At 62.8% G+C, this 23,632-nt stretch carries 21 protein-coding genes; 7 read left to right on the forward strand and 14 right to left on the reverse strand.

Annotation, left to right across the window (positions count from 1 at the left end):
• Window positions 1-224 precede the first annotated feature (224 nt).
• Window positions 225-1,271, forward strand: coding sequence for an oxidoreductase (locus C2134_RS08160; protein ID WP_103319078.1), 1,047 nt, complete (start codon window positions 225-227; stop codon window positions 1,269-1,271).
• On the opposite strand, the gene C2134_RS08165 is transcribed toward C2134_RS08160, so the two are convergent.
• Window positions 1,268-1,603, reverse strand: coding sequence for a hypothetical protein (locus C2134_RS08165; protein ID WP_103319080.1), 336 nt, complete (start codon window positions 1,601-1,603; stop codon window positions 1,268-1,270). The two genes, C2134_RS08160 and C2134_RS08165, sit on opposite strands and share 4 nt — an antisense overlap.
• A 253-nt stretch (window positions 1,604-1,856) precedes the next feature.
• On the opposite strand from C2134_RS08165, the gene C2134_RS08170 reads away from it, so the two are divergent.
• Together C2134_RS08170 and C2134_RS08175 are read left to right on the forward strand one after the other, a co-directional pair.
• On the forward strand, window positions 1,857-2,597 hold the full coding sequence (locus C2134_RS08170) for an acetoacetate decarboxylase (RefSeq protein ID WP_103319082.1): 741 nt from the start codon (window positions 1,857-1,859) through the stop codon (window positions 2,595-2,597).
• A gap of 107 nt (window positions 2,598-2,704) precedes the next feature.
• The gene (locus C2134_RS08175) at window positions 2,705-3,001 is read left to right on the forward strand and encodes a YMGG-like glycine zipper-containing protein (RefSeq protein WP_103319083.1); all 297 of its coding nucleotides are present in this window, start codon (window positions 2,705-2,707) and stop codon (window positions 2,999-3,001) included.
• A 137-nt stretch (window positions 3,002-3,138) separates the two neighbouring features.
• Here the strand turns inward: C2134_RS08175 and C2134_RS08180 are convergent, their stop codons facing one another.
• A complete protein-coding gene (locus tag C2134_RS08180; RefSeq protein WP_103319085.1) occupies window positions 3,139-5,055 on the reverse strand; it encodes a S53 family peptidase in 1,917 nt (638 codons plus the stop codon).
• Window positions 5,056-5,600: 545 nt separating this feature from the next.
• Between C2134_RS08180 and moaA the strand changes: the two genes are divergently transcribed.
• Window positions 5,601-6,575, forward strand: a complete 975-nt coding sequence (moaA, locus tag C2134_RS08190; protein WP_103319088.1) for a GTP 3',8-cyclase MoaA — start codon at window positions 5,601-5,603, stop codon at window positions 6,573-6,575.
• Window positions 6,576-6,581: 6 nt separating this feature from the next.
• On the opposite strand, the gene C2134_RS08195 is transcribed toward moaA, so the two are convergent.
• The 7 genes from C2134_RS08195 to C2134_RS08225 all read right to left on the reverse strand — a co-directional run bounded on the left by C2134_RS08195 (window position 6,582) and on the right by C2134_RS08225 (window position 10,831).
• A complete protein-coding gene (locus C2134_RS08195; RefSeq protein ID WP_103319090.1) occupies window positions 6,582-7,106 on the reverse strand; it encodes a hypothetical protein in 525 nt (174 codons plus the stop codon).
• Between the two features lie 9 nt (window positions 7,107-7,115).
• A complete protein-coding gene (gene serB, locus C2134_RS08200; RefSeq protein ID WP_103319091.1) occupies window positions 7,116-7,964 on the reverse strand; it encodes a phosphoserine phosphatase SerB in 849 nt (282 codons plus the stop codon).
• Between the two features lie 150 nt (window positions 7,965-8,114).
• The gene (locus C2134_RS08205; RefSeq protein WP_103319093.1) at window positions 8,115-8,591 is read right to left on the reverse strand and encodes a DoxX family protein; all 477 of its coding nucleotides are present in this window, start codon (window positions 8,589-8,591) and stop codon (window positions 8,115-8,117) included.
• Window positions 8,588-9,355 (reverse strand): HvfC/BufC N-terminal domain-containing protein, encoded by a 768-nt coding sequence (locus C2134_RS08210; RefSeq protein ID WP_103319095.1) that lies wholly within the window; start codon window positions 9,353-9,355, stop codon window positions 8,588-8,590. Before C2134_RS08210 ends, C2134_RS08205 begins: the two co-directional genes overlap by 4 nt.
• Complete coding sequence (gene bufB, locus C2134_RS08215) at window positions 9,342-10,172, reverse strand: MNIO family bufferin maturase (RefSeq protein ID WP_103319096.1); 831 nt, start codon at window positions 10,170-10,172, stop codon at window positions 9,342-9,344. The genes C2134_RS08210 and bufB overlap by 14 nt, the downstream gene beginning before the upstream one ends.
• A gap of 52 nt (window positions 10,173-10,224) precedes the next feature.
• A complete protein-coding gene (locus C2134_RS08220) occupies window positions 10,225-10,485 on the reverse strand; it encodes a BufA1 family periplasmic bufferin-type metallophore (protein ID WP_103319098.1) in 261 nt (86 codons plus the stop codon).
• Between the two features lie 88 nt (window positions 10,486-10,573).
• On the reverse strand, window positions 10,574-10,831 hold the full coding sequence (locus tag C2134_RS08225; RefSeq protein ID WP_103319100.1) for a BufA1 family periplasmic bufferin-type metallophore: 258 nt from the start codon (window positions 10,829-10,831) through the stop codon (window positions 10,574-10,576).
• A 359-nt stretch (window positions 10,832-11,190) separates the two neighbouring features.
• Between C2134_RS08225 and C2134_RS08230 the strand changes: the two genes are divergently transcribed.
• Window positions 11,191-12,576: a lipase family protein gene (locus tag C2134_RS08230; protein ID WP_103319102.1), complete on the forward strand. Its 1,386-nt coding sequence runs from the start codon at window positions 11,191-11,193 to the stop codon at window positions 12,574-12,576.
• A 55-nt stretch (window positions 12,577-12,631) separates the two neighbouring features.
• On the opposite strand, the gene queE is transcribed toward C2134_RS08230, so the two are convergent.
• The 3 genes from queE to queC form a co-directional block, all read right to left on the reverse strand.
• A complete protein-coding gene (queE, locus tag C2134_RS08235; protein WP_233196393.1) occupies window positions 12,632-13,267 on the reverse strand; it encodes a 7-carboxy-7-deazaguanine synthase in 636 nt (211 codons plus the stop codon).
• 65 nt (window positions 13,268-13,332) lie between these two features.
• Entirely contained in the window at window positions 13,333-14,352 is a 1,020-nt protein-coding gene (locus tag C2134_RS22215; RefSeq protein ID WP_103319105.1) for a 6-pyruvoyl trahydropterin synthase family protein, read from the reverse strand.
• 1 nt (window position 14,353) lies between these two features.
• Window positions 14,354-15,055: a 7-cyano-7-deazaguanine synthase QueC gene (gene queC, locus C2134_RS08245; RefSeq protein WP_103319106.1), complete on the reverse strand. Its 702-nt coding sequence runs from the start codon at window positions 15,053-15,055 to the stop codon at window positions 14,354-14,356.
• A 267-nt stretch (window positions 15,056-15,322) separates the two neighbouring features.
• Between queC and C2134_RS08250 the strand changes: the two genes are divergently transcribed.
• Window positions 15,323-16,411 carry a M35 family metalloendopeptidase gene (locus tag C2134_RS08250; protein WP_158248725.1) on the forward strand — a complete coding sequence of 363 codons (1,089 nt, stop codon included), beginning with the start codon at window positions 15,323-15,325 and terminating at the stop codon, window positions 16,409-16,411.
• Window positions 16,412-16,936: 525 nt separating this feature from the next.
• Window positions 16,937-18,088, forward strand: a complete 1,152-nt coding sequence (locus tag C2134_RS08255) for a PP2C family protein-serine/threonine phosphatase (RefSeq protein ID WP_103319110.1) — start codon at window positions 16,937-16,939, stop codon at window positions 18,086-18,088.
• 7 nt (window positions 18,089-18,095) lie between these two features.
• On the opposite strand, the gene C2134_RS08260 is transcribed toward C2134_RS08255, so the two are convergent.
• On the reverse strand, window positions 18,096-19,019 hold the full coding sequence (locus C2134_RS08260; RefSeq protein WP_103319111.1) for a diguanylate cyclase: 924 nt from the start codon (window positions 19,017-19,019) through the stop codon (window positions 18,096-18,098).
• Entirely contained in the window at window positions 19,016-23,605 is a 4,590-nt protein-coding gene (locus C2134_RS08265) for a response regulator (protein WP_146042113.1), read from the reverse strand. Before C2134_RS08265 ends, C2134_RS08260 begins: the two co-directional genes overlap by 4 nt.
• Window positions 23,606-23,632: the final 27 nt, after the last annotated feature.

A 23,632-nucleotide genomic window follows, 5' to 3' on the forward strand; every position in this document is an offset into this window, starting at 1 on the left:
CGAACAGGATCGTGAAACGCCTTAGCGCCGATGATAGTGTGGCATTCGCCATGTGAAAGTAGGACACCGCCAGACGCCCCATACGACAAAGCCCAGCTCACACGAGCTGGGCTTTGTGCTTTGTGCGCGCTGAATGCGCGAAACCCGCCCCGACAGACACTGCCGGGGCTTTGGCGTTTATAGCCGTCGGCCCGTATCATGCTTGGATTGCGCCGGAGAAGATGATGACACAAACGCTCAAAGTGGGACTGCTTGGGTTTGGTTATGCAGGTTCGACATTTCATGCGCCGCTATTGAGAGCGGTGGATGGCATCGAGTTGGTGGCGGTGGCGTCCAGTCGGCCGGAGCAGGTGAGGGCGGTGTTGCCGAATGTTCAGGTTCATGCGACCCCTGATGCCTTGTTGATGGCGCCGGACATCGATCTGGTGGTGATCGCCACGCCGAATGACAGCCACTTTTCCTTGGCTGAGGCGGCTTTGCGGGCTGGCAAGCATGTGGTCGTGGATAAGCCGTTCACATTGACGGCTGCCGAAGCGAGGCAGTTGGTCGCATTGGCGGAGCGGCAGGGATTGTTGCTGTCGGTCTTTCATAACCGGCGCTGGGATGCCGACTTCCTGGCGATACAACAGCTAATGGCAGAGGGGCTGCTGGGCAGGGTGGTCCACTTTGAGTCGCATTTTGATCGCTATCGGCCCCTGGTGCGCCAGCGCTGGCGCGAGTCGCCGAATGCCGGCGCGGGGCTGTGGTATGACTTGGGCCCGCATCTGCTGGACCAAGTGGTGCAGTTGTTTGGCCTGCCTCAAGCCATCTTGTTGGAGAAGGCGGCCCTGCGCGATGGCGCGCTTTCCGATGACTGGTTTCATGCGCTGCTGCGCTACCCGGATAAGCGAGTCATGCTGCATGGCAGTGCGCTGGTGGCCGACGCCGGGCCACGCTTCATCATCCATGGCACGCAGGGCAGCTTCAGCAAATATGGCCTGGACCCGCAGGAAGAGGCGCTTAAGGCCGGAGGCATGCCGGGCAGCGCAGCTTGGGGCCGGGATGACTTGCCTGGGCGCTTGGTGCTGGCTGATGGCGTGCCGCGCGAGCTTGTCGGCCCGGCCGGCGACTATACGCGGTATTACTCGAACGTGCGCGATGCCCTGCTTCATGGCGCGGCTAACCCAGTGCCAGCGGTGCAAGCGTGGCAGATCATGGTTTTACTGGAACTAGGCTGGCTCAGCGCTGACCAACAGCATTGGCAGACTGTTCCGGCAGCGTTGGCCTGTTAATTTTTGCCCTTCTTTTTGCCGCCGCCATCGCCGCTTGCGTGTTGAGCGGTGGCAATGACTTCCTCGGCGCTGATCGCCGCCTGCTGTTGCGGGGCGATTTCGGTCAGCAGCTGTTCCAACAGCTTGCTGCGCGAGCTGATGTGGTGATCGAAGCGCCAGTCCTTCAGCAGATCGATGGCGACATCGAAGTAGCGCATGTCGATATCGTACAGCTTGCTCAGGTCGAACGAGCGGCCCATTTCCAATGCGGCGGCCAGTTCTTTCAGGACATGCATTTGTTGCGGGTCGTGACCTTCTTCGATGAAGCGGCGGATTTTCTTGGCGGCGTTCATATTTTTTCCTGTCTGTTGGTGCGATGTTGACGGACGAATCTGGTCATGCGCCTGTAATGATCGTCGGCCCACGCCTAGTGCGTCAACCTCGTCTTGCCTGACAGCGGGGGATTGTGGCATGCAGACGAATTTTGCTCTGTGTTTATGCTTATTGAATTGAGTGGTTTGCTGACATATTTTCATGCAGTCTACAGCCACAGCTGACTTTGCCGATTGCTTGCCGTCTTTCGTGTGTTTCTAAAGGAGAAGTCCCATGAAGCAACAAGAAGTGCGTAGCCGTGCCTTTGCCATGCCCTTGACCAGCCCGGCGTTTCCTCCTGGGCCGTACCGTTTCGTCAACCGGGAGTACATGGTCATCACGTATCGCACGGATCCGGCGGCGATTCAGGCCATCCTGCCTGAGCCGCTGCAGGCAACCGAGCCGGTGGTCAAGTATGAATTCATCCGCATGCCGGACTCCACCGGGTTTGGCGACTACACCGAGAGCGGGCAGGTGATCCCGGTCAGCTTCCGCGGCGTGCAAGGCAGCTATGTCCACTCGATGTTTCTGGATGATCATCCTCCCATTGCGGGCGGTCGCGAACTATGGGGCTTCCCGAAAAAGGCGGGCCATCCGCGTCTGGAGGTGCAGCGGGAAACGCTGATCGGCACCTTGGATTTTGGGCCCTTGCGCATCGCCACCGGCACCATGGGCTACAAGTACCAGACACTGGATCACGCGGCCTTGCAACAGAGCATGGCGGAACCGAATTTCCTCTTGAAGATCATCCCGCATGTGGACGGCACGCCGCGCATCTGCGAGTTGGTGCGCTATCACACCACGGATGTGACGATCAAAGGCGCCTGGAGAGCGCCGGGCGCGCTGGAACTGCATCCGCATGCGCTGGCGCCGGTGGCCGAGCTGCCGGTGCTGGAAGTGTTGTCGGCGCATCACTTCATCTGCGATCTGACGCTGGATCTGGGTACGGTGGTCTTCGATTATCTGCAGCAATAGCGCAGCATTTTTGTGAATGAATATTCATATTCTCTAACATATGGATACAGACCAAACCCGCCTCGGCCCTTAAGCTTCGTTTTCTGATTAATTGCGGGAAAATGGAAATGAAGTCAGTTTTCGCAGTTGCCGGCATGGCGCTGGTTCTGCTGTCAGCAGTGGCCAGCGCCGATTCGTCAACAGGCGCCATTGTCGGCGGCGCCTTGGGCGGCGCGGCAGGGGCGGCTGTAGGTCACTCGGTTGGCGGGCGCGATGGCGCGATCATTGGCGGCGCGATTGGCGGCGGCGCTGGCGCGGCAGTGGGCCACGACTACGGCCGCGAGCCGCAACGCAAACGGCACGATAAGCCGGGGCATAAGCACGGCAAGCATCACAAGCATCACAAGCACCATCGCCATCATTGACGGGGCGGCATGTCATGCATAGCTGGCGTCAGTCCTTGTTTCATGGCAGCGGGTATTGCCTGGCGAATGAAGCGGATAGCGTCGAATAGTAAAACGGCCATCTTTGAAAGATGGCCGTTTTCCATTGTGGCTGTTAATTAAAACCAGAAGTAGCGATGCAAGGCGGCGTCCAGATTGGCGACGTCGGGCACGCCGACGCCGGTGGCCTGGTTATAACCGCGATGCGCGTTGTAGCCCCAGTTGTCGCCGGCGGTGATTTCGCGCAGCGGCGCGCCGTGGTGGCCGTGCCCGTGATAGGCATGGCCGGTTGCCAGCAGGCCGTACAGCGAGAAGTTCAGCAAGCCGATACGTCCACCCATCGACTGATTCAGCAAGGCGGTGATGCCGGCCAGCTGCGGCGCGACGAAGCTGGTGCCGCCGTTGTTGCTCAAGATGGAGAAGCCGGTCTTGCTGGAGGTGTAGTACACCACATAGCCCGTTTCCGGATCGCCGTTCATCGAGATGTCAGGCACGTTGCGGCCCTTGAAGTTGGCCGGGACGGATGCGATCACCTGCGGCGGATTCTGGCTGTTGTCCACCAGCTGCTGGCCCGCCGGCGTGCTTTGCATGCCGGGCACCCAATACTGGTAGAACGGACGACTGATGAAGCCGCTGACGCCGCCGCCGCCGCCCACCGGGAAAGTGCCGCATGCCACCGGATCCTTGCCCAGCGCCTGGCACAGGCCGTTAAGGTAGTCCCAGCCCCAGGCGCGCTCGCGTGGAATCTTGACCTGCATGGCCTTGCCATTCGGGTGGAAAGTCAGGGTTGAGGGAACCGTGGTGGCGCCCGCCGCCGTGATGAATTGCTGGTTGGCCGGGCTATCCACCGACAATACCTTGCTGTACTGCGGCAGCGGCGCTGCGCGGTTCACGTCATAGGCGCCGGCATCGCCGGCCGCGGCGAACATGGTCTGGCCTTGCAGGGCGGCTTGCAGGAACAAGTCATGGTAGGCCTGCAGCACATTGGTGGTTTGGCCATTGACCGGATTGGCCGCCTGGGCCTGCTGGTCGAACCATTCCCATTCTCCCCAACTGACCGACAAGGTATCGGCGGTGTTGGATTCAATCGCCTGGGCGAAGGCGTCGACGAAACCCTGGGTGGTGTTGGGCGCCTGATAGACGATGATCTTGGCGTCCGGCGCGATGCCGCCGGATTGCTCGACATCCAGCGTGGTTTCGTCGGAGCCGGCGTCATCGCTGGGCGCGCCCGGGCCGCCATCGATGTTGACCACGCTCAGGCGGTTCGGGTCGGTATTCAGGCCGATCTGGCTCCAGTACTGGAAGGCGTCGGCAGGCGTGAAGCTGGCCAGGGTCACGATGCCGATGGTGGTGCCTTTGCCATGGATGCCCTGATTGTACAGCGGCGTGATGTTGTAATAGCGGGCCAGGTCGGTGACGGTCCATTGTCCCGGCGCGTTGCCGCCGGTGACGGTGCCGCTGGTCTTGCCGGCGGCCGGTTGCAGATGGCTGGGCAGTTGGCGCAGGTGCGGCCGGAAGTGCGGACGGCTATCCAGACCGATCACCGCCTGCACATCGCTGAGGTCCACGCTGGGGGTGCCCGCGCGCACCGGGGCGATATAGCGGGACACGCCAGCTTGAGCGGTGGTTTTGTTTTGGAATACATGGACTTCAGCGCCGAAGGCCTTCTGCACGGTGGCGGCCGGCCCGCTGACCTGCAACAGCGCGCTGCCTATGCGCTTGACGCTGAGCCCGGCGGCCTGCAGCCGCGCGCTGACTCGGGCCACGGTGGCGTCGCTCGGAGCGAAGCGGGCGCGGAACTCGGCCGGCGTCAGGAATTTGTGGTAGTTCGGACTGGCCGGGCTGTGAGCCTCTTGCAGATAGCGGGTGGCGGCGTCGCGGTCGCGCAGGTTCAGGGCTAGCGTCACCGTCAGTTTCTGCGCCGGCGCGGCTTGCTCCACCTTGCCCAGATCCTGGGCCGTCGCGGCCATCGCGCTGGAGGAGGCGACGGCGGCCAGGGCGGCAACCAACATTTTTATTGTGAATGCTTTGGCCATGCTTTTATTTCTCCTTTGGGGGAGGGCTGTGCGTGGGCCGGGTGGGCGCCGCGCCGCCTTCCTGATGATTGCGCTCTCTGGGTATGGGGCCGGTAAGGCAGGAAGTGGCCACAAGGTATTTGGCGCTTTTTGATCCAATTTGAATAAATTGGCGAGACCAGTATAAGAATGGCGAATTGCGTCAAGTTAAGTGTTTTTGTAACGTTGTGTGTATCGTGTATGTCATTGAGATTAATTTAAGATTTTGATTATTAAGATAAATAGCTAGCGCTTCCAATTGGCTTTTTAGCTTGATGGCGCCGGTCAGCAGGCAATATGGCGGTGAAGGCGCGCCGCTGTTGGCCGCTTGTCATGATGGCGGCGCAGATTTGGATGAGGCCGACTCTCCATTGCAAGCCTGTGGCGCGGCGTAGTGTGCAGTACAATGAAAATGCGCTTGCGCTCTTGCCGCGTCTCGATGCCGATGAGGCGTCATGGCGGGCGTCAGAAATGGGTTCCGGCGACGACTAAATGACACACAGTGTGGAGCAAGGCTTGGAGAGAGCATGTTGATTGACCGTTTCGGCCGAGCCATCGAGTATCTGCGGCTATCGGTGACCGATCGTTGCGATCTGCGTTGCAGTTATTGCCTGCCCAAGGGCTTCAAGCATTTCGAGGAGCCGGCGCATTGGCTGACTTTCGACGAGATCGAGCGGGTAGTGGCCGTGTTCGCCCGGCTGGGCACCCGCCGCCTGCGCTTGACCGGCGGCGAGCCGCTTCTGCGGCGCGATCTGCCTCTGCTGGCTGCCCGGCTGGCTGCGCTGCCAGGCCTGGAGGATTTGTCGCTGAGCACCAACGGCACCCAGTTGCCGCGCCATGCCGAGGCGTTGTACGCCGCCGGGGTGCGCCGCCTGAATCTGAGCCTGGACTCGCTGCGCCGCGATTGCGTGGAGCAGATTACCGGCAGCGACAACCTGCCGCGGGTGATGGAAGGCCTGATGGCGGCCAAGGCGGCCGGTTTTTCGCCGATCAAGATCAATATGGTGGCGATGCGCGGTGTCAATGAGCAGGACATCGACGCCATGGTGGCGTTTTGCATCGAGCACGGGCTGATCCTGCGGCTGATCGAGGCGATGCCGATGGGCGACACCGGCCGCGCCTCCCAGTACCTCGATTTGCAGCCGGTGCTGAAGCGCCTGTGCGCCAGCTACGATCTGGTGGAGCAGGCAAAGACGCTGGGCGGCGGGCCTGCCCGTTACTGGGGACGCCGCGACGGCAGTTTCTCCCTGGGCGTGATCACGCCCATCTCGCAACACTTCTGCGCGACGTGCAACCGGGTGCGGCTATCGGTGGATGGCACGCTGTATATGTGCCTGGGGCAGGAGGAGAAAATGGAGCTGCGGCCCTTGCTGCGCGGCGGCATCGACGATGCGGGCCTGGAGGCCGCGATCCGTCAGGCGATAGAGCTGAAGCCGGAGCGGCATGAGTTCCGCGAGCAGCCGCAAAAACTGGTCCGCTTCATGTCGATGACCGGCGGTTGAGTTCGCTCAGCGCTCTTGTATCGCCCGCCGATGGCGGCGGAATACCCACTTTTCCCAAAGCAGATGCGTGTCGGTATCGAACGATTCGTGGATGTCGGCCGTCAGCAGATAATCGCGTTCGCCTCCGGGCTGATTGCTGGCGATGACGCCGCATAGGCATAGGCTGAGCGCGGAGTCCGGATTGGGATGCAGGCACAGCAGCAGGCGCTGCCCAGGCTGCCAATTCTGCTGGTCGCGCCAGGCTATGCTGTTCAAGCCGAGCCGGCAAGGCGTATTGTTTGGACGATCCGGATGCCGTTCCAGCAGGGAAACTTCCAGCGCCAAGTCCAGCTTGGCCTCCAGCCGCAGCATCACGGGGTTGGTGTCGTCTGGGGTTTCCGTCGGCGCCGCCAGCACGCGCAGGGATAGCCTGGTTTCCCGTTGCATGCGCGGCGGATATTCCCCGTCCAAGACCTTGGCCGCCAGAGGCAGCTCGGCATCGAAGCTGACGGTGTCCAGTTGCGGCAGGGCGATGGGGGAGGAGGCTTGCATGTCGCGTACTCAGAGGAAAAATTGCGGGATGGCATCCAGGCCGCCGTACTCGACCGCCAGATCCGCCTCGGCGCTGACGCGCGGCTTGGCGTGATAGGCGATGCCGACGCCGGCCTCGCGCAGCATGGGCAAGTCGTTGGCGCCGTCGCCCACCGCCAGAACCTGATCCGGACGCAGGCCCAGCCGTACGCGGGCGGCGATCAGCAGACGCTGTTTGGTTTCGGCATCGACGATGCCGCCCAGCACGCGGCCTGTCAGCTTGCCATCGATGACTTCCAGCTGGTTGGCATGCGCCTCGTCCAGGCCCAGTTCCGCCTTGAGCCGGTCGGTGAAATACGTGAAGCCGCCGGATACCAGCAGCGTCCGAATGCCAGCCTCGCGGCAGGCCGCCAACAATTGCGCAGCGCCGGGATTCAGCCGCAGCCGCTGTTCATACACTTCCTGCAGCGCGGCCTCCGGCAGGCCTGCCAGCAAAGCCACCCGCTCCCGCAGGGCCGCGGAAAAATCCAACTCTCCGCGCATCGCGCGCTCGGTGATTTCCGCCACTTGCGGCTTGATGCCCTTGAGGTCGGCGATTTCGTCGATGCATTCGATGCTGATCAGCGTGGAGTCCATATCGGACACCAGCAGGCCGAAATCGGCAAAACGGCGCTCGCTCTCGACCAGGCCCGCATCGCAGCGATGTTGCCGGCACAGGCCCAGTAGATCCGACTTCTGTTCGCCGGCTACGCCGTCCAGGCGGATGACGCCGTGGCGGGAGCGGTCGATTCGGTTGGTTTGCGCCAGGCGGGCGAGGTCATCGATAAAGGGGGAGTCGGCATGCGCGGCGACGACGGCCAGGGTTTGCTGTGTGCTCATGTGGTGCGATCGGCATCAAAGTGGTTGGTTTGATTATGCCACGACTTGCGCCGCTTGCCCGGCTGGCAACCATTCCGATGCTGGATTCGTCCCCTTGGTTGCGGCGAGGCGCCTTGTCCAAGGCGCCTAGTAGAGAGGAGGACGCAGCCTTTAACAGCTGCCTGAGTTGGGACAACGCCGTTGCAGCCAGCGCTTCAGCAAAGCGTCCAGCGACAGCAGGCCGGGGCCGAAGGCCAGCAGCACCAGGATTTGCGCGCCCCAGAAATAATGGAACTGTCGCGTGGCATCGGTCAGGCCGGGATAGCTGATCACCGCCACCGCATTGAGGATGAACAAGCCCGCGGCGGCAAAGCGCCCGCCCAGGCCCAGCACCAGCAGGCTGGACAGGCCCAGCTCGCCGCAGGTGGCCATGATAGCCGCGACATTCGGCGGCAACACCGGCACATGGTATTCGTCGGTAAACAAGGCCAGCGTGACGTCCCAGTCGGCGATCTTGGTCAGGCCGGAGCTGAAGAACACATGGGCGATCCACAGCCGCAGCAGCACCAGCACCAGCGGCTGCAGCAGGTCGCCAGCGCGGATCAGCAGGCGATAGGCACAGAAGGCGGGTTTGAGCGCATTACTCATGAGGAGGCGTCCGGTTGAAGATGGAAGGAGGCAAGCAGAGGCGGTTGGAACAGGCCGAGCAGGGCGGCTTGCAGATCGAAGGCTTCATCCAGCGTTTGCGCATTGTCCGCAGCCTCTGCCAGCGGCAGGCCATCGAACAGCGAGGCATAGAAGGCGTAGTCGCGTCGTGCCAGCGCTTTGACCTGCACGGCGCCATGCTCGCGGTAGACCAGGGCATCCTCCGGCGGACGTTGCAAAATGCCTTCCAGCGGCCCGTGGTCTTGGTGCGCCCGCCAGATGCTGACGGCGGGCGAGCGGGCCTGGCATAGCGCCACGTCAGGCAGGGGGATGAAGGTTAACTGGCCCCATTGTTCCTGCGGTACTGCGCCCAAGGCGGAGATATCAAGCGATGCGGCGTCCTGCGCGTAGTAACAGCGGTGGATGGCCCACTCCAGGCGCGCCACGTCGGCCAGGTACGGGAGTTCGCGGCAATGTTCGAAGCCGGCGATGAAGTCGGCGAAGCCGGAACCATAGACATGCAGGTTGCCGCTGACCGACGGCTGGCCCTTGACGTACTCGCGCGCCAGGGCGGCGAAGAATTCCTCGCCCACCAGTTCGCGGCATACCGGGTGGCTGTGCGCCAGCGTATCGATCAGGCCGACGCGGTAATTGTTGCGGTAGACCGCCAGGCCGGCGGGGTTCAGCCCCCATTCCGCCGCGGCGGGCTGTTGCGCCGGGTCGGCAATCGCCTCCAGCAGCGCGTGCTGCCAGTCATGCCAGTTCATGACGGCTCTCCAGTATCGCTTGCGCCTTGGCTGCCTCGTCGCGCAACACCGCTAGCGGCGGAATATCCAGATCCCATTCGATCAAGGTGGGGCGTGGCCCGATGCGCGCTATCACTTCGCGGTAAAACTGCCAGACGCCGTCATGCACCGGCTGGCTATGGGTGTCCACCAGCAGGCCCTCGCGTTCGCTGTAGCCGGCGAGATGGATTTCGCCGATCGCATCGACCGGCAGCGCCGCCAGCACGGCCTCGGTGTCGGTGCCCAGATTGATGCGGTTGACGTAGAGATTGTTGACGTCGAGCAGGATGCCGCAACCGGTCAGGCGCACCAGTTCGGCCAGAAACTCGCCTTCGTTCATCTCGTTGCCGGGAAACTCGACGTAGCTCGACAGGTTTTCCAGCAGGATGGGGCGGCGCAGCGCATCCTGCGTCTGCGCTACATGGCCGGCGATGGTATCCAGCGCGGCGCGGGTATAGGGGATCGGCAGCAGGTCGTTCACGTAGCGCTGCGCCGAGTGGTTGAACGACAGGTGTTCCGATACCGCGGCTGGCTGCAACTCGTCGACCAGCCGCTTCAGCGACGCCAGGTGGCCGGCGTCGGGCCGGGCGGCGGAGCCCAGGCCAAGGCCCACGCCATGCAGGGACAAGGGCCAGGTTTCGGCGACGCGGCGCAGCATGGCCAGCGGCGTGCCGCCATCGAAGAAGTTTTCGCTGTGCACCTCCACCCAGCCGAGGGCCGGCGTGGTGTCCAGTGCTTCGCGGTAATGAGGTGCGCGCAGGCCGATGCCGCAAACGCTGGGTAGGCTGGTGTATGACATGCTGCGGTTCCGGGCAGGGCGGCCCGCCGCATGGCGGGCCGGATGGAGCGAATTACTTCTTAGGCGTCGCGCTGCCGCCCATTTTTTCGCAGCTGCCCTTGGCGACGTATTTCCAGTCGCCCGGGTCTTTGTCCACCTTGGCTTGTCCGGCGCAGGAGTGCATGCCGGTGGCGGAGGCGCAGTCGTTCTTGCCTGCCTGGGCGATGCCATAGCATTTTTCCTTGTCTGCGGCGCTGGCCGGCGCGGCGGAGAAGGCGCCCATGGCGATGACGGCGCCGAGCGCGGAGGCGATCAGGGCTTTGTTCTGCTTCATGTTTGACTCCTTGGTGTGGTGCCTGGCGGCGAGTGCCGCCAAGCCGGGGTATGGTAATCAAAATGGCTGGGCTTGCCAGCCAGCAAAATTACATCGGCTTGGTTTGACCGCCCATTTGCTGGCAAGTGCCGGTGGGAACCAGCTTGAAGTCGGCAGGGTCGTTGTCAACCTTGGCTTGGCCGGCGCAGGCGTGCGCGGCGTTTTTACAGTCGTTCTGACCGGCCTTGGCGATGCCGAAGCACTGGTCTTTGCTTCCATCGTTGGCCAGAGCCTGCCCGCTGCTCATGGCGCCGATGGCGATGACCGCGCTAAGAGCGGTAGCGATAAGGGTTTTGTTGCTGCTCATGGTTTTCTCCTGGGTAGTTCACCCATGCGGGTGATGGCGATTGGTCGCCGGAAGCGGCGGATGCTTACAGCTTGCTTGCCGGAAGCGCCGCCCACAGCCATTAAGTCGAGATGCTTTTGCGATTCTTACGCGGAAAACAAAAAAAAGACGCAAGCGTAGCGTGTCGATCGGAATGGCCTTTTCGCGGTCTAGGCCGTGATTTTGTTGTTATAGACGTTAGCCGGCGCGATGCAGATAGCCATTTAGAGGTTTTCTGCAATGCCGCTGTTCTTATGAGCAGTTGCTTGAAACTCTGTTCAATGTTGTTCTTAAACACCGGCATTAGCCGGGCATATCCTTCTACTTAGGAGAGTGGCGCGATGGCTGGCATGCAATGGAGCAAAGAGTATTCAGTCGAGGAGGCTTTGGAGATTTTGTGCCTGGCTTCCGCCGTGGGCGGGGAATTGTGGAGCGACCCCACGCGCGGACCTGACGCGGAGAATGACAGCAAAGAGAATACGATAGGTTTGTTTCCTACTGCGAAGATGACAGAAGCGCCGATTATTTCCGTGGTCAACAAAACGCGCTATCCGGGGCAGGCGCTGCCATCCTTGTTGACTCAGCGTTGGCCACAGGGCTGGCAAGCCGGCATCAAGTCCGAAGACTGGTCGCGATCCATCTGTCTTTCTTGTCAGGATTTGTTTTATAACCAGGCCATGCTGGCTTATCACCCTGAGTTGGATGCCTATTGTCTTGCCTTTCGCGGGACGGTCAATCGACCGAATGTGTTCGAAGATTTTGAAGCGTTGCTGGTCAGCGCCACACCGATCACCATCGATGTCGAAAACCAAAAGCATGCAGCCAAATGGATAGGCGAAGCGGCTAAGCAATGGACGATATCATCGAGAACCTATTGCAAGCAGACATATGATGGAACCACCGAGCGGGCCAAGGTGCACATGGGTTTTCGCTTGGCGCTGGAGTCGCTGGATTTCGCCGCGGAAAAAATATGCGGACATCGCAACCGCTTGTCGGACATGCTCAAAGCGGTCATCGAGCAATCGGGCCAGGGCAAACCCATCCGAATCTATGTCACCGGGCATAGCCTGGGGGCGGGGATGGCGACGCTGGCGGCCGCATGGCTGAATGCCCAACCGTTTGCGAACGCTTGCTTCGACGTGAAGTGTTACGCCTTTGCCCAGCCCAAGCCGGGTAATGAGTATTTCGCCTATCAGTATGCGCTCGACTTCGGCAATCAGGGCGCATTTGCGGTGCTGTCTTCTTTGGATACCGTGCCGCAAGTGCCGCTGACCTTGGAAAGCGTATCCTCGCTGAATTATCCCCAAGCAATGGAGGGTTTGGGCGTGCCGCAGCAGATGTTACCAACGTTGGCTGCGATGCCCGGGTTGAATTTCTCGCATGCGGGGAGACAGATTTTGTTGAAAGGACAGGCGATTGTTAAGGGAGCGAGGCCATGCAAGGCCGCGCCTCGCACCGATGAGGATACAAAGTGTGTAGACCCTGGTTTTTATACCTTGCCGGCCGCAGGAAAGGATAGCAACGGCAAGGACTATTGGCGTCTCCCTGCCTATCTGATGTTTACGCCTGAGCAAGCTGGCGGCGATGTGCCAGATCCGGAGCAATGGATCGCTACGGAATACGGCGATAATCCGGCGAACAAAAGACTGAATAATCTGGCCGGACTATGGCAGCATCTGCCGTGGATATATCAGCAATGGCTGTATTTGGAAACGCTGAGGAAGTGATCGCGGGTTGAGCGCTGATGGAATGAGAACAGGCCCTCGCCGGGCCTGTTTTCGTTTAGCGGATGCTGACCACCTTGTGGGTCTGCACTGACAGCCGCCACTTGGGGTGTGCCATGCAGTAGGCGATGGCGGCGCGGGTGTTGGCGGCCAGGTCCGGGCCGTCCATCGGTTGCAGGTAGAAAGTGTCGAAATCCAGATGCGCCACGGTGTCTGGCAACTGCGCGGGTTGCGGGTAGACCAGCTTCAACTCGTTGCCGCTGAGCTGTTTCAGCTCGGATCCGGCCTTGGGGCTGACGCAGATCCAGTCTATGCCTGGAGGCGCGGCCACGGTGCCGTTGGTCTCTACGGCAATCTCAAATCCTTCCGCATGCAGGGCGTCTATCAGCTCGCTGTCCAGCTGCAGCAGCGGCTCGCCGCCAGTGCATACCACATAGCGCACGCCGCCGGCGTCTTCGGGCCATTCCGAGGCGATGCGGGCAGCCAGCGCGGCGGCGCCGTCGAACTTGCCGCCGTCCGGGCCGGTGCCGACGAAATCGGTATCGCAGAACTGGCAAATCGCCTTGGCGCGGTCTTCCTCGCGGCCGGACCACAGATTGCAGCCGGCAAAGCGGCAGAACACCGCGGCGCGGCCGGCCTGTCGGCCTTCGCCTTGCAGGGTGTAGAAGATTTCCTTGACGGTGTAGGTAGTCACGCTATTTCTCGAAGGCATGGCGCGAGCGGCTTGCCCGCGCGGGATTCAGTATGCGGCCAGGCCGTTTACAGCAGCGGCCAGCGCATGTCCTGATGGAAGTGTAGCGAGACGCCCGCGCGCTCGCTTTCCATCAGATCGATGCGGTCCAGTTCCGGCACCAGCGGAGACAATTGGGCATGGATCCACTCCGCCACCGCGGCGTTGTCGTGGCGGCGCAGGCCGGCCAGCTTGTCCAGCGGATTGTGATCCAGTTGGCGGTAGATCGGCTTGAAGCGATCCTTGACGTCGCCGAAGTCCAGCAGCCAGCCCATGGTGCGGTCGATGTCGCCGGCCAGCATCAGGCGGACCAGATAGCTGTGGCCGGTGTAGTTGCCGGCTTCGTCGAACGGCATCGCGCTCTCGAAGCGCTGCTCTTTCCAGATGCGGAAACGCTGGCCGTCGAATTGGCTGCCGGCGGTATGCGTCTCGCGCACTTCCACCCAGGCGAGGCCCGGCATCGCTGGCTTCAGCTGTTGGTGCAGCCACAGGGCCAGCACTTCGCTGGTGGGGTTGTCCAGGCCGGCGATATCGTTCAGGTAGCGGTGGTTCAGGCGATGGAACAACGGTGTCCAGGCCTGTTCCAGTTCCGGTATGCCGCAGCGCGCGGCATCGGCTACCAGCCGCACGCCGAAGCCGTGGCCATGCAGGCGGCCGCATTTATGGCCAACCGGCACGTGCGGCAGATGATGGGCGGCCTCGAATGAAGCGTTCAGCCAGCAGAAGGCGTGTTGTCCATCCAACGTCACGCCGTGATCCGGCGCGCCTTGCAGCTTGATGGCGGCTGGCTGGGGCAGGGCTTGGGCGATGTGTCGCGCCAGCGCCAGATCGCTGCTGTCGGCCAGCAGCGCATTCAGGTCGGTGTAGTCCAGCGGCGCGAGGGCCGCATGCACGGCGCCTTCCAGCGCCGCGGCGTCGCCGCATTGCGCTTCGCTGCGGATCAGAACGCGGAAACTGTGGCCATGCGGGCGGGAGGCTTTGCCTGCAGCGGCCGGCAGTTGCCGCGCCGCTTCAAAGCCGGCGCCGGCGAGCAGATAGCAGGCGTGCATTTCAGAGCCCTTCCGCTTCGGCCTGGCAGCGTTCTACCAAGGGATCGGCCACGCCGGCTTCGGCGAAGCCTTTGGCGCGCAGCTCGCACGACGCGCAATGGCCGCAGGGCGGCACCTCGCCGTTGTAACAGGTGTGGCTCCAGGCCAGGGCTTCCATCGCCCCTACTTGTTGCGCCAGCGTCACAGTTTCGGCCTTGGACAGATACATCAGCGGCGTGTGCAGTTCCACCCGGCTATCCATGCCCAGGCGCAGCGATAGCTCCAGCGCCTTCAGCGTGTTTTCGCGGCAGTCCGGGTAGCCGGAGTAGTCGGTCTGGGCGACGCCGGTTACCAGATGGCGCGCGCCGCGGGTGTAAGCGAAGGCGGCGGCGAAAGTCAGGAAGATCAGATTGCGGCCGGGCACGAAGGTGTTGGGCAGGGCGTCGTCGTCGCGCACGCCATCTTCCGGAGCGATGGCGTCGTCGGTCAGCGCGTTGCCGCCTATCGCTGCGAAGGTGTCGATGGGCAGCACGGTTTGGCGCACGCCGGCCAGCTGGGCGATTTTGCGGGCGCAATCCAGCTCCACGCGGTGGCGCTGGCCGTAGTCGAAGGTTACGGCTTCTACATTGCCTGCGCCGAAACGGCGCAGCGCCCAGTACAGACAGGTGGTTGAGTCTTGGCCGCCGGACAGGACGACCAGGGCCTTTTCAGATGCTTGATTCATGATTCCGTCGAAAAACAGTCGAGGGTTGTGGCCGCGCGCCGGGATCGGTCTCACCCGGCGCAGTCAACCTGTGATCTTACCGCACTATAGACCGGTGATGTTGGCGCTGAGGCGGGCGCTGCAGCGGATATGCTGTATGCATTTCGCAACATCGGTAATTTTATTGATTGTCGTCATGGCTTGTTCATGTAATTAATGATTTGCGCATGACGAGTGCGTTTTATATAACTTTCCGTGATGAAAGAATCCTCTAAAGGGAACAATAAAATGGACAAGAGATTACCTATCGTTGCCGCGGCGCTGTTGTTCGCTTCATCCGCCTTTGCCGCCGATCTGCAAGTCAGCCTCGGCCAGCCCAGCGTCAGCGCCGAACAGGACGTCGATGTGACCGTCAACTATCGCAACACCGGCAAGCAGCCCTTGCATCTCTACCGCTGGTACCTGCCGGGCAAGGAGGTGCAGGAGCGTTTCCTGGCAGTCAGCGTCGACGGCAAGCCGGCGGAGTACCTTGGGCCGCAGTACAAGCGGGTGGTGCCGTCGCTGCGCGATACGGTGACGCTGGCGCCGGGCGCGACATTGAGCGCCAAAGTCCGGGTGTCTGATTATTACGATCTGTCCAAGGGCGGCCAGTTGAGCGTTCGCTTCGAAAGCAGCGGCAACCGGGTGCTGAACCGCGGCCTGCCTGCCGGCATCCGCGCCAAGCAGGCCGCGCCGCAGCAGGACGAAGCCATCGTGTCCAATGTGGTCGGCGCCGCCAGCACCGGCAAGATCAGCCCATTGTTGCTGCGCTCGCGCTCGGCGAAACAGGCCTGGCAGGTCCAGAGCCGCAGCGCGGTCAGCGGCATCAGTTACGCCGGCAACTGCTCGGTCAGCCAGCAGTCGCAATCCAAGGATGGCGTGGTGGCCGCCGGGGCGATGGCAGATGAGACCGCGGCGTATCTGAGCGGCGCGCAATCGGCGTCGCCGCGCTATGTCACCTGGTTTGGCAAGTACAGCCAGGCTAACTGGAACACGGCCAAGTCCCACTATGTCAAGATCAAGGACGCGCTGGATACCAAACCGATCAAGCTGGATTGCAGTTGCACCGACAGCGACACCTTTGCCTACGTCTATCCGTCGCAGCCGTATACCATCTATTTGTGCGGGGCGTTCTGGAGAGCGCCGACCAAGGGCACCGATTCCAAAGGCGGCACGCTGGTGCATGAGTTGTCGCATTTCACCGTGATAGCCGGGACGCAGGACAATGTCTACGGCCAGAGCGGCGCCCAGGATTTGGCCAAGAGCAGCCCGGCCAAGGCCCTGAACAATGCCGACAACCACGAGTACTTTGCCGAAAACACGCCTTTCCAGCCGTGAGCCGCAAGCGGCACGCCCGGATTTCCGGACTGGCCCGAGCGCATCGCTTGGCTTTGCCAACAGCGGATGGCGCGATAACTTCTGATCCCCGCGTCCGCGGGGATTTTTCTTGGACAAGGGCTGCCAGTGCGCGATATTGCATTGCAACTTGGAGTGTTGTCGGCAGTAGTCTTATTATGGGAGTGGGCTGGTTGAGCGCATGGCGGTGCGGCGGCCGGCTCTTGGCGTCGCGAATGCGGGCGCGGACAGACTTGGAGCGTGAAGCCTGTTTACGCTCTCGCGAGCTAGAGCGAGACAAGGCGAAAACGGCTGGGGAAGCGGTGTAAATGGTAGATGAGCATTCCGAAGACGTCTCGCCGTGTCGCCTCGCGACGCGCAGCAGGTCGTAAACAGGCTCGTAGAGCCAAGACGCGCCGAGGCGGGCAGCAGCAGTACGCTGGGCTGAAGGCCAAAGGCGCAGCATGACGACGGGGCCGGGATGGATTCGGTTTGTGACTGGCAGCAGCTGCATCAGGCGAGGATGGGATGTCGTCGACGACAATCTTGTTGGTAGAGGATAGCGCGACCAATCGCTATTTCATCGAGCAGTTCATCATGGAGCTTGGCTATCGCTGCGTTTCGGCCAAGAACGGCCTGGAAGCGGTGGCGTTTTGTCAGAATCAGCTGCCGGACCTGATCCTGATGGATGTCATCATGCCGGAGATGGATGGCTTGCAGGCAACCACGGAGCTGCGCCGGATGTTCGGCGAGCACTGGGTGCCCATCATCTTCCTGACCAGCTTGAATGAGCTGGAAAGCGTGGTGCAGGGCTTGAAGGCTGGCGGGGACGACTACCTGGCCAAACCGGTCAGTTTCGACCTGCTATCCGCCAAGATCCATGTCTTTCTGCGCATCGCCGAGATGCAGAACCAGATCAACCAGGATGCGGTGCGGCTGGAAAAGTATTACCGCGAAAACGAGTTCGAGCAGCAACTGGCGCTGGAGCTGATCGAGCGGCTGATCAGCCTGCGCACGTCCACGCCCAGCCATATCTGGCAATACCTCAGCCCGGCAGCCGGCTTCAACGGCGATCTGGTCATCATTTGTCCTACGCCGGCCGGCGGCGAGCATATCATGCTGGCCGATTGCACCGGGCACGGCTTGACCGCTGCCATCAGCGCGCTGCCGGCCATAGACTGTTTTCATGAGATGACCGAGGCCGGCTGCGACATGGCTGACATCGTCCGCGGGGTCAATCAGAAGCTGCACCGCCTGCTGCCGGGCGGCCGCTTCGTGGCGGCGGCGCTGATCGCCATCGAACCCGGCGGCGGCGCGCTGCGGATCTGGAACGGCGGCGTGCCTTGCGTGCTGCTGTTCGACGAGCAGGGCGAGGTGACGGCGCGCTGCAAGTCCAGCCACCCCGCGCTGGGCGTGCTGGCGGCCGAAGACTTTGACGACTCGATGCAGACACTGGAATGGCGTCCGTCGCAGGTGCTGGTGGTCAGTTCGGATGGCATCACCGAGGCCAAGGACGGCGCCGGCGCGATGTTCGGCCTGTCCGGGGTCGAGGCGGCGGTGCGCCAGGGCTGGCCGCAAGCGATAGGCGAATCGGTGCTGTCGTCGGCCAAGGCCCATATGCTGGGCGGCGTGGCTTGCGACGATATTTCCCTGCTGGTCATCCGCCATCCGGCCAGTTAGGCCGAGCCTAGATGGCGCAGACGCACCCGCGGCCGCAGCCCTTGGCGAGGTAGAGCTGGCCGTCCGCCTGTTCGATCAAGCGTTGGCTGCGGCAGTCGACATCCGGCATCAGGCTGGCGACCCCCAGGCTGAGGGTGACCCAGGGCGCCACGTCAGAATCGGCATGTTCGATCCGCAGCTCGCGGATGGCGGCCTCCATCTTCATGGCCAGCGTGGTGGCGCCGGCCAGCGTGGTTTCCGGCATCAGACAAGCGAATTCCTCGCCGCCGAAGCGGGCGGCCAGATCATAAGAGCGGTTCAGTTGCTCGCGCAGCGTCTGCGCCACCCGGCGCAGGCATTCGTCGCCGGCGCTGTGGCCGTAGCGATCATTGTATTTCTTGAAATGATCGATGTCGGCCATGATCAGCGAGACCGGATGATTGTGGCGCAGACCATGGCGCCAGGCCTGCTCCAGCCGCTCATCGAAGCGGCGCCGGTTGGCGAGGCCGGTCAGTCCGTCGCTGAAGGCCAGCGCGCGTAGTTGGTCGGCCTGGAATTTCAGCGTCAGATGGGCATTGACCCGCTTGCGCAAGGTGACTGGCGTCACCGGTTTGGTGACGAAGTCCACGGCGCCGGCCTCCCAGCAGGCGATTTCCTGCTCCTGCCCCTGGTGGGCAGTCACGAAAATGACGGGGATGTCGCAAGTGGCTGGATCTTGCTTCAGCTGCTGGCAGATCTGCATGCCGTTCATGCCGGGCATTTCCACATCCAGCAGCAGCAAGTCAGGCGGCGTCGACTGACAGAAATCGATGGCTTGTTCGCCGGTGGTGGCCATGAAAACATCGTGCTCCGGCTGCAGGATTTGATGCGCCGCCAAGATGTTGGTCGGCTGATCGTCGACGACCAGTATCCTGCCGCGCCGGACGGTGGCATGGAAGGGCGCATCGTTCATGGCTGATCCACCTTTTGTTGTCTGAGCAGGTCGTCGCATAGGCGCGTGGCGGCGGCGAAGTCCAGCTGCATGATGGCGTCGCCGAGTTGTTCCAGTTCCTGCGGCATGGCCACGCGATATTGTTGTTCCAGCTGTTCAAAGCGCTTAACGGCCTCTAGATTGGATGTGTTTAGCAGCAGCCGCAGATCGGCCAGCTCCTGCCAGATGAGGGCGACATCGCCAGCTGCGGGGGGCTGAGCGGCGGGGGGCGCGACTAGCTGCAGGGCCAGGCGTTGTGCCGCCGCAGTAGCCTCTTCCGCCGCTTGTCGCAGCGCGGAGAAGTCCGCTGGCCAGCCGCGCGCCGGATCGCGCAGCCAGGTCTCCTTGTCGGCGGCGAGGGCGGCGAGTGCGTCGGCGCCGACCGTGGCGGCCAGCCCTTTCAGCGTATGCAGGGTTTGGATCGCCGGCTCGCGCAGGCTTTGCTGGATCTGGTCTTGCAGACTGGCCAACAGCCCGGTTAGTTCTTCGCAAAAGCTCAGCAGGGTGCGGCGGTAGATTTCGACATTGCCGCCGAAGCGGAGGATGGCGGCGCGACTGTTGATCAGGCCGCTGTCGGCTGTCGGTTCCGCGCGGGCAGGTTCCGCCTGGGCGAGGGCGCCCTGCGGGGCGGAGAGAGCCTCCCTGGCTTGGGGCGGGCGAGCAGTGTGGCGGAGTATCGCCGCCACCAATTGGTCCAGATCGAAGGGCTTGCCGACATGGTCGTTCATGCCGCTGGCCAGCGCCTGTTCGCGGTCGGCCGGCATCACGTTGGCGGTCATCGCGATGATGGGTAGGGCGGTAGCGGGGTACTGGGCGCGCAAGCGGCGGGTTGCCTCATAGCCATCCATGTCCGGCATCTGGATGTCCATCAGCACCAGGTCGTAATGAGCCGATGACGCGATGGCGGCCAGCGCCGCCTGTCCGCAGTCCGCCACGTCCACCGCGGCGCCTTCCTGGCTCAGCAGTTCGCGCGCCACCTGCTGGTTGGTGGCGTTGTCTTCCACCAGCAGCAGCTTGAGGCCGGCCAGCCGCGGCGCTTGGCCGGCGGGCAGCGGGGGAAGGGCCTGGCGCAACCCTCGTCCGGCGCGCGCGTCGGCGACGGCGTCGAACAGCATGGATGCCGTCACCGGCTTGATCAGGAAGTGGTCGATGACGCCGGGGCTTTGCTTGCGGCGCTGCTCGAACAGCTCGCGTCCGTAGGCGGTGACCATCATGATCACCGGCGGCTGGCCCTGTGGCGGAAGGCGTCGCAGACGCTCGCAGGTTTCCCAGCCATCGATGCCGGGCATGCGCCAGTCCACCAGCACCACGTCGTAATCCAGCCCTTCCGGCTGTCCTGAAAGCATGGCCAGCGCTTCTTCGCCGCTGGCGGCGGCATCGACCTGCCAGCCAAAGGAACGCAGGATGGCGCTTTGCGTCTGGCGGGCGCTGTCATTGTCTTCAATGACCAGACAGCGCAGGTTTTGCAGCGGCACGACGCCTGTGGAGACGGGCATGTCCGCGGCAGGCGCCGCTTCGCATTCGATTTCAAAGCTGAAGGTGCTGCCCTGGCCGGGTTCGCTATCCACCCGCAGCTGGCCGCCCATCAGCCCGACCAGACGCTGGCTGATGGCGAGGCCGAGTCCGGAGCCGCCATAGCGTCGGGCTGTGGACGATTCCGCCTGGGAGAAGCCTTCGAAGATGCGCTGGCATTGTTCCGCCGTGATGCCGATGCCGGTATCGCGCACGGCGAAGGCGATGCGCAGCCGGTCCGCATCCCGCTCCACCAACTGGGCCGATAGCGCCACTTCGCCGCGCTCGGTGAACTTGATCGCGTTGCCGGCCAGATTGATCAGAATCTGCTGCAGGCGCAGCGAGTCGGCGATGATGGTGTCGGGCAGCTCGGGGGCGATGTCGAACAGCACTTCCACGTCTTTGGCGCCGACATTGGCGGACAGGATGACGCCGATGTCGCGCAGCAGCTTGTCCAGGCTGAGCGGATGCGGGTCCAGCGTGAGCTTGCCGGCTTCCACGCGGGAGAAGTCCAGAATGTCGTTGAGCAGGGCGAGCAGGGTGCGCGCGGCGGCGGCGGCTTTGTCGGCATAGTCTGCTTGCTGTTCGTCCAGCCGGGTGTGCTGCAACAGTTGCAACATGCCGAGCACGGCGTTCATCGGCGTCCGGATCTCATGGCTCATATTGGCCAGGAAATCAGACTTGGCGCGGCTGGCGCTGTCCGCCGCGGTTTTTGCTTCGCGCAGCCAGTTTTCCTGCTCGCGCTGCGGGGTGATGTCGCGATTGATCCCCAGCATCAGGCTGGGTTTGCCATCCGGGCCGCATTCGACGACCGCCGCCGCCTGCACGTAACGGATGTCTCCGTCCTGGCGCACGATGCGGAAGGTCTGGTTGAAGGCGATGCCGGTTTCCTGCGACTGCTGCAGCCGCAGCTCGGCATCCGCGACATCGTCCGGGTGGACCCGCCCCCGCCAGTGGTTGTAGTAAAGCCCGAAGTCGCGGAAGGAGCGCGGGATATCGTAAATGTCGAACATCCTGTCGTTCCACTCCAGCGTGTCGCTGGCGATGCGCCAGCTCCAGATGCCCAGTTCCGCCACCTCCGCCGCCTTGATCAGCTGGTCGCGGGCGGACTCCAGGCTGCGCTGGTCCTGCAGGCGCTGCGTGATGTCGGAGGCGATGACCAGATAGCCGGCGGCGTCGCCGCTCTCGTTCTCCAGCCGGGAGACCGTCAGCTGTACCGGAAAGCGGCTGCCGTCGGCGCGCACATAGGTCCATTGCCTTTCGTCGGTTTCTTGCCGCCACACCGGCGCGACGATGGCCTCGAAGTCCGCGCCTACGGTTTCGCCCAGCTCGTGCGACAGCTGGATCGAGCGTTCGGCCAATTCGTCCGCGCAATGGAAGTAGGCCAAGGAGCGCTGGCCTATCATGTCTGGCGCCGGATAACCCAGCATGCGTTCCGCCGCCGGATTGAACAGCGTGATCAGGCCGTTGCCGTCGGTGGCGATGATGGCGTAGCCGGAGTGGGCCAGGATGGCGTTTTGCATGGCTGAATACGCGCGCAACTGCTGGGTGCGCTGTTCGATCTGCTGCTCCAGCGAGGCATTCAGTTCACGGATGTATTTTTCGGCGGCTTGCTGTTCGCTGATGTCGCGTATGGTCAGCGCCACGCCGCTGGGGCGGCCGCGGCCATGGCGAATCGGCGAAATGGTGATGTCCACGTCCAGCCAGCGGGCATCCGGCAGCCGCAGGCCGCAGCGCAGATTGTTGGGCGCGTCATCTTCGCAGACCTGCAGCAGCCGCTCGGGAGCGGCGGGAGCGCCTTCGGGTTGCGGAATGATGCTGTCCAGCGTTTGGCCTACCGCCCGCTCGGCCGGACAGCCGAGCAGGCGTTCCGCGCCTGCGTTCCAGCTGACGATGCGGCCCTGGGGGGTGCAGCCGATGATGGCGTCCTGCGAACTTTCCACAATCGCGGCCAGTTCGGCCTGGCGGATGGCCGCCTGGCGGTAGGTGCGGAAATACAGCAGGCAGGCGAGGCCCAGCAGCAGGAATACGCTCAATGCATTGGTCAGCACGGCGGCCTGGGTGTTGGCGACGAGTTTGGCCACTTGCTCGTCCGGCAGCACGGCGATCAGCTTGCAATAGTGTCCAGGCATTCTGGGCGTGAACGGAATGTCGATCGCATGCGCGTAGGCGATGCCGTACGGCGAGTCGAAGGTGCGCAAGGTGGCCGGTTGCCCCATGTCTTGCGATGTCGGCCGGAAATCATCCTGCCAGCGCTTGAGGTGGCCGGGTTCGGAGCCGAAAGCGCGGGGCGGGTCCGGTTGCTGCAGATAGCTGCCGTTCTGATCGGTCAGGTAAATCTGGATTTCCGTCGGGATGTTGCGTTTCAATGAGGCCAGCAGTTCGCTGGCGTTGAAATTAATGACCACTACGCCAAAGACCGAGCCGCGCTCATCGCGGACCGGCATCGATACATGCAAGGTCGGCACCAACGGCGCGCCATGCGCTTCCCGCGGGCGCGAGCCCATCGACAGATCCGAAAAATAGACTTGTTCCGGCGGCAGGCGCAGCGCCTCGCTTACGTAACTGCGATCGCCGCGCCGGGCCAGCTTTCCTTCCGCAACGACGACGACGTCGCCGCGCGCTCCGCGCTCCACGCGCAGCAGTTCCCGCCCGCCATCGGCCGCTCCGATCAGCCGCGCTGAGGTCAATTCCGGATTGGCCGCCAGGAAGGCGCTGAACAGGGAGGTCAGGCGCTTGTTCCAATTCTGCAGCGTGGATTTTTCCTGTTTGTCGATGCCGTTGTCGGCCTTGGCGCGGATGATGCCGCCGATCGGCGGCGTGGCGCTGAGAAAGCGCACATCGCGATCCAGCTGGTCGAATTGCCTGCGCAGGATGGCATTGCGGGTTTGCGAGACGTAACCCAGCCGGGTCTGATAAGCGGCCAGCAGCTGCTGGCGTTGATGTTGCCCGGTTTGCCAGACCACGACAGCGGTAACGATCAGCGTGATCAGCAGGAAACACGCGCCGAGCGACCATTCAAGCCGCAATCGCGCGGCGCGGGGAAGGATGGACAAGGTTCAACTCCCGGGATGGGGTCAAGG

It is taken from the genome of Chromobacterium sinusclupearum, assembly GCF_002902845.1.
In the GTDB taxonomy this organism is placed as follows: domain Bacteria; phylum Pseudomonadota; class Gammaproteobacteria; order Burkholderiales; family Chromobacteriaceae; genus Chromobacterium; species Chromobacterium sinusclupearum.

What these genes read in the sequence shown, in the direction of transcription:
- C2134_RS08175 (WP_103319083.1), top strand. Translation starts at nt 2,705, where the DNA reads ATGAAGTCAGTTTTCGCAGTTGCCGGCATGGCGCTGGTTCTGCTGTCA.
- serB (WP_103319091.1), bottom strand. Translation starts at nt 7,964, where the DNA reads ATGAGCACACAGCAAACCCTGGCCGTCGTCGCCGCGCATGCCGACTCC.
- C2134_RS08210 (WP_103319095.1), bottom strand. Translation starts at nt 9,355, where the DNA reads ATGAACTGGCATGACTGGCAGCACGCGCTGCTGGAGGCGATTGCCGAC.
- C2134_RS08165 (WP_103319080.1), bottom strand. Translation starts at nt 1,603, where the DNA reads ATGAACGCCGCCAAGAAAATCCGCCGCTTCATCGAAGAAGGTCACGAC.
- moaA (WP_103319088.1), top strand. Translation starts at nt 5,601, where the DNA reads ATGTTGATTGACCGTTTCGGCCGAGCCATCGAGTATCTGCGGCTATCG.
- C2134_RS08225 (WP_103319100.1), bottom strand. Translation starts at nt 10,831, where the DNA reads ATGAGCAGCAACAAAACCCTTATCGCTACCGCTCTTAGCGCGGTCATC.
- C2134_RS08255 (WP_103319110.1), top strand. Translation starts at nt 16,937, where the DNA reads ATGTCGTCGACGACAATCTTGTTGGTAGAGGATAGCGCGACCAATCGC.
- C2134_RS08250 (WP_158248725.1), top strand. Translation starts at nt 15,323, where the DNA reads ATGGACAAGAGATTACCTATCGTTGCCGCGGCGCTGTTGTTCGCTTCA.
- queC (WP_103319106.1), bottom strand. Translation starts at nt 15,055, where the DNA reads ATGAATCAAGCATCTGAAAAGGCCCTGGTCGTCCTGTCCGGCGGCCAA.
- C2134_RS08160 (WP_103319078.1), top strand. Translation starts at nt 225, where the DNA reads ATGACACAAACGCTCAAAGTGGGACTGCTTGGGTTTGGTTATGCAGGT.
- C2134_RS22215 (WP_103319105.1), bottom strand. Translation starts at nt 14,352, where the DNA reads ATGCACGCCTGCTATCTGCTCGCCGGCGCCGGCTTTGAAGCGGCGCGG.
- C2134_RS08195 (WP_103319090.1), bottom strand. Translation starts at nt 7,106, where the DNA reads ATGCAAGCCTCCTCCCCCATCGCCCTGCCGCAACTGGACACCGTCAGC.
- C2134_RS08260 (WP_103319111.1), bottom strand. Translation starts at nt 19,019, where the DNA reads ATGAACGATGCGCCCTTCCATGCCACCGTCCGGCGCGGCAGGATACTG.
- C2134_RS08230 (WP_103319102.1), top strand. Translation starts at nt 11,191, where the DNA reads ATGGCTGGCATGCAATGGAGCAAAGAGTATTCAGTCGAGGAGGCTTTG.
- bufB (WP_103319096.1), bottom strand. Translation starts at nt 10,172, where the DNA reads ATGTCATACACCAGCCTACCCAGCGTTTGCGGCATCGGCCTGCGCGCA.
- C2134_RS08180 (WP_103319085.1), bottom strand. Translation starts at nt 5,055, where the DNA reads ATGGCCAAAGCATTCACAATAAAAATGTTGGTTGCCGCCCTGGCCGCC.
- C2134_RS08205 (WP_103319093.1), bottom strand. Translation starts at nt 8,591, where the DNA reads ATGAGTAATGCGCTCAAACCCGCCTTCTGTGCCTATCGCCTGCTGATC.
- C2134_RS08170 (WP_103319082.1), top strand. Translation starts at nt 1,857, where the DNA reads ATGAAGCAACAAGAAGTGCGTAGCCGTGCCTTTGCCATGCCCTTGACC.
- C2134_RS08220 (WP_103319098.1), bottom strand. Translation starts at nt 10,485, where the DNA reads ATGAAGCAGAACAAAGCCCTGATCGCCTCCGCGCTCGGCGCCGTCATC.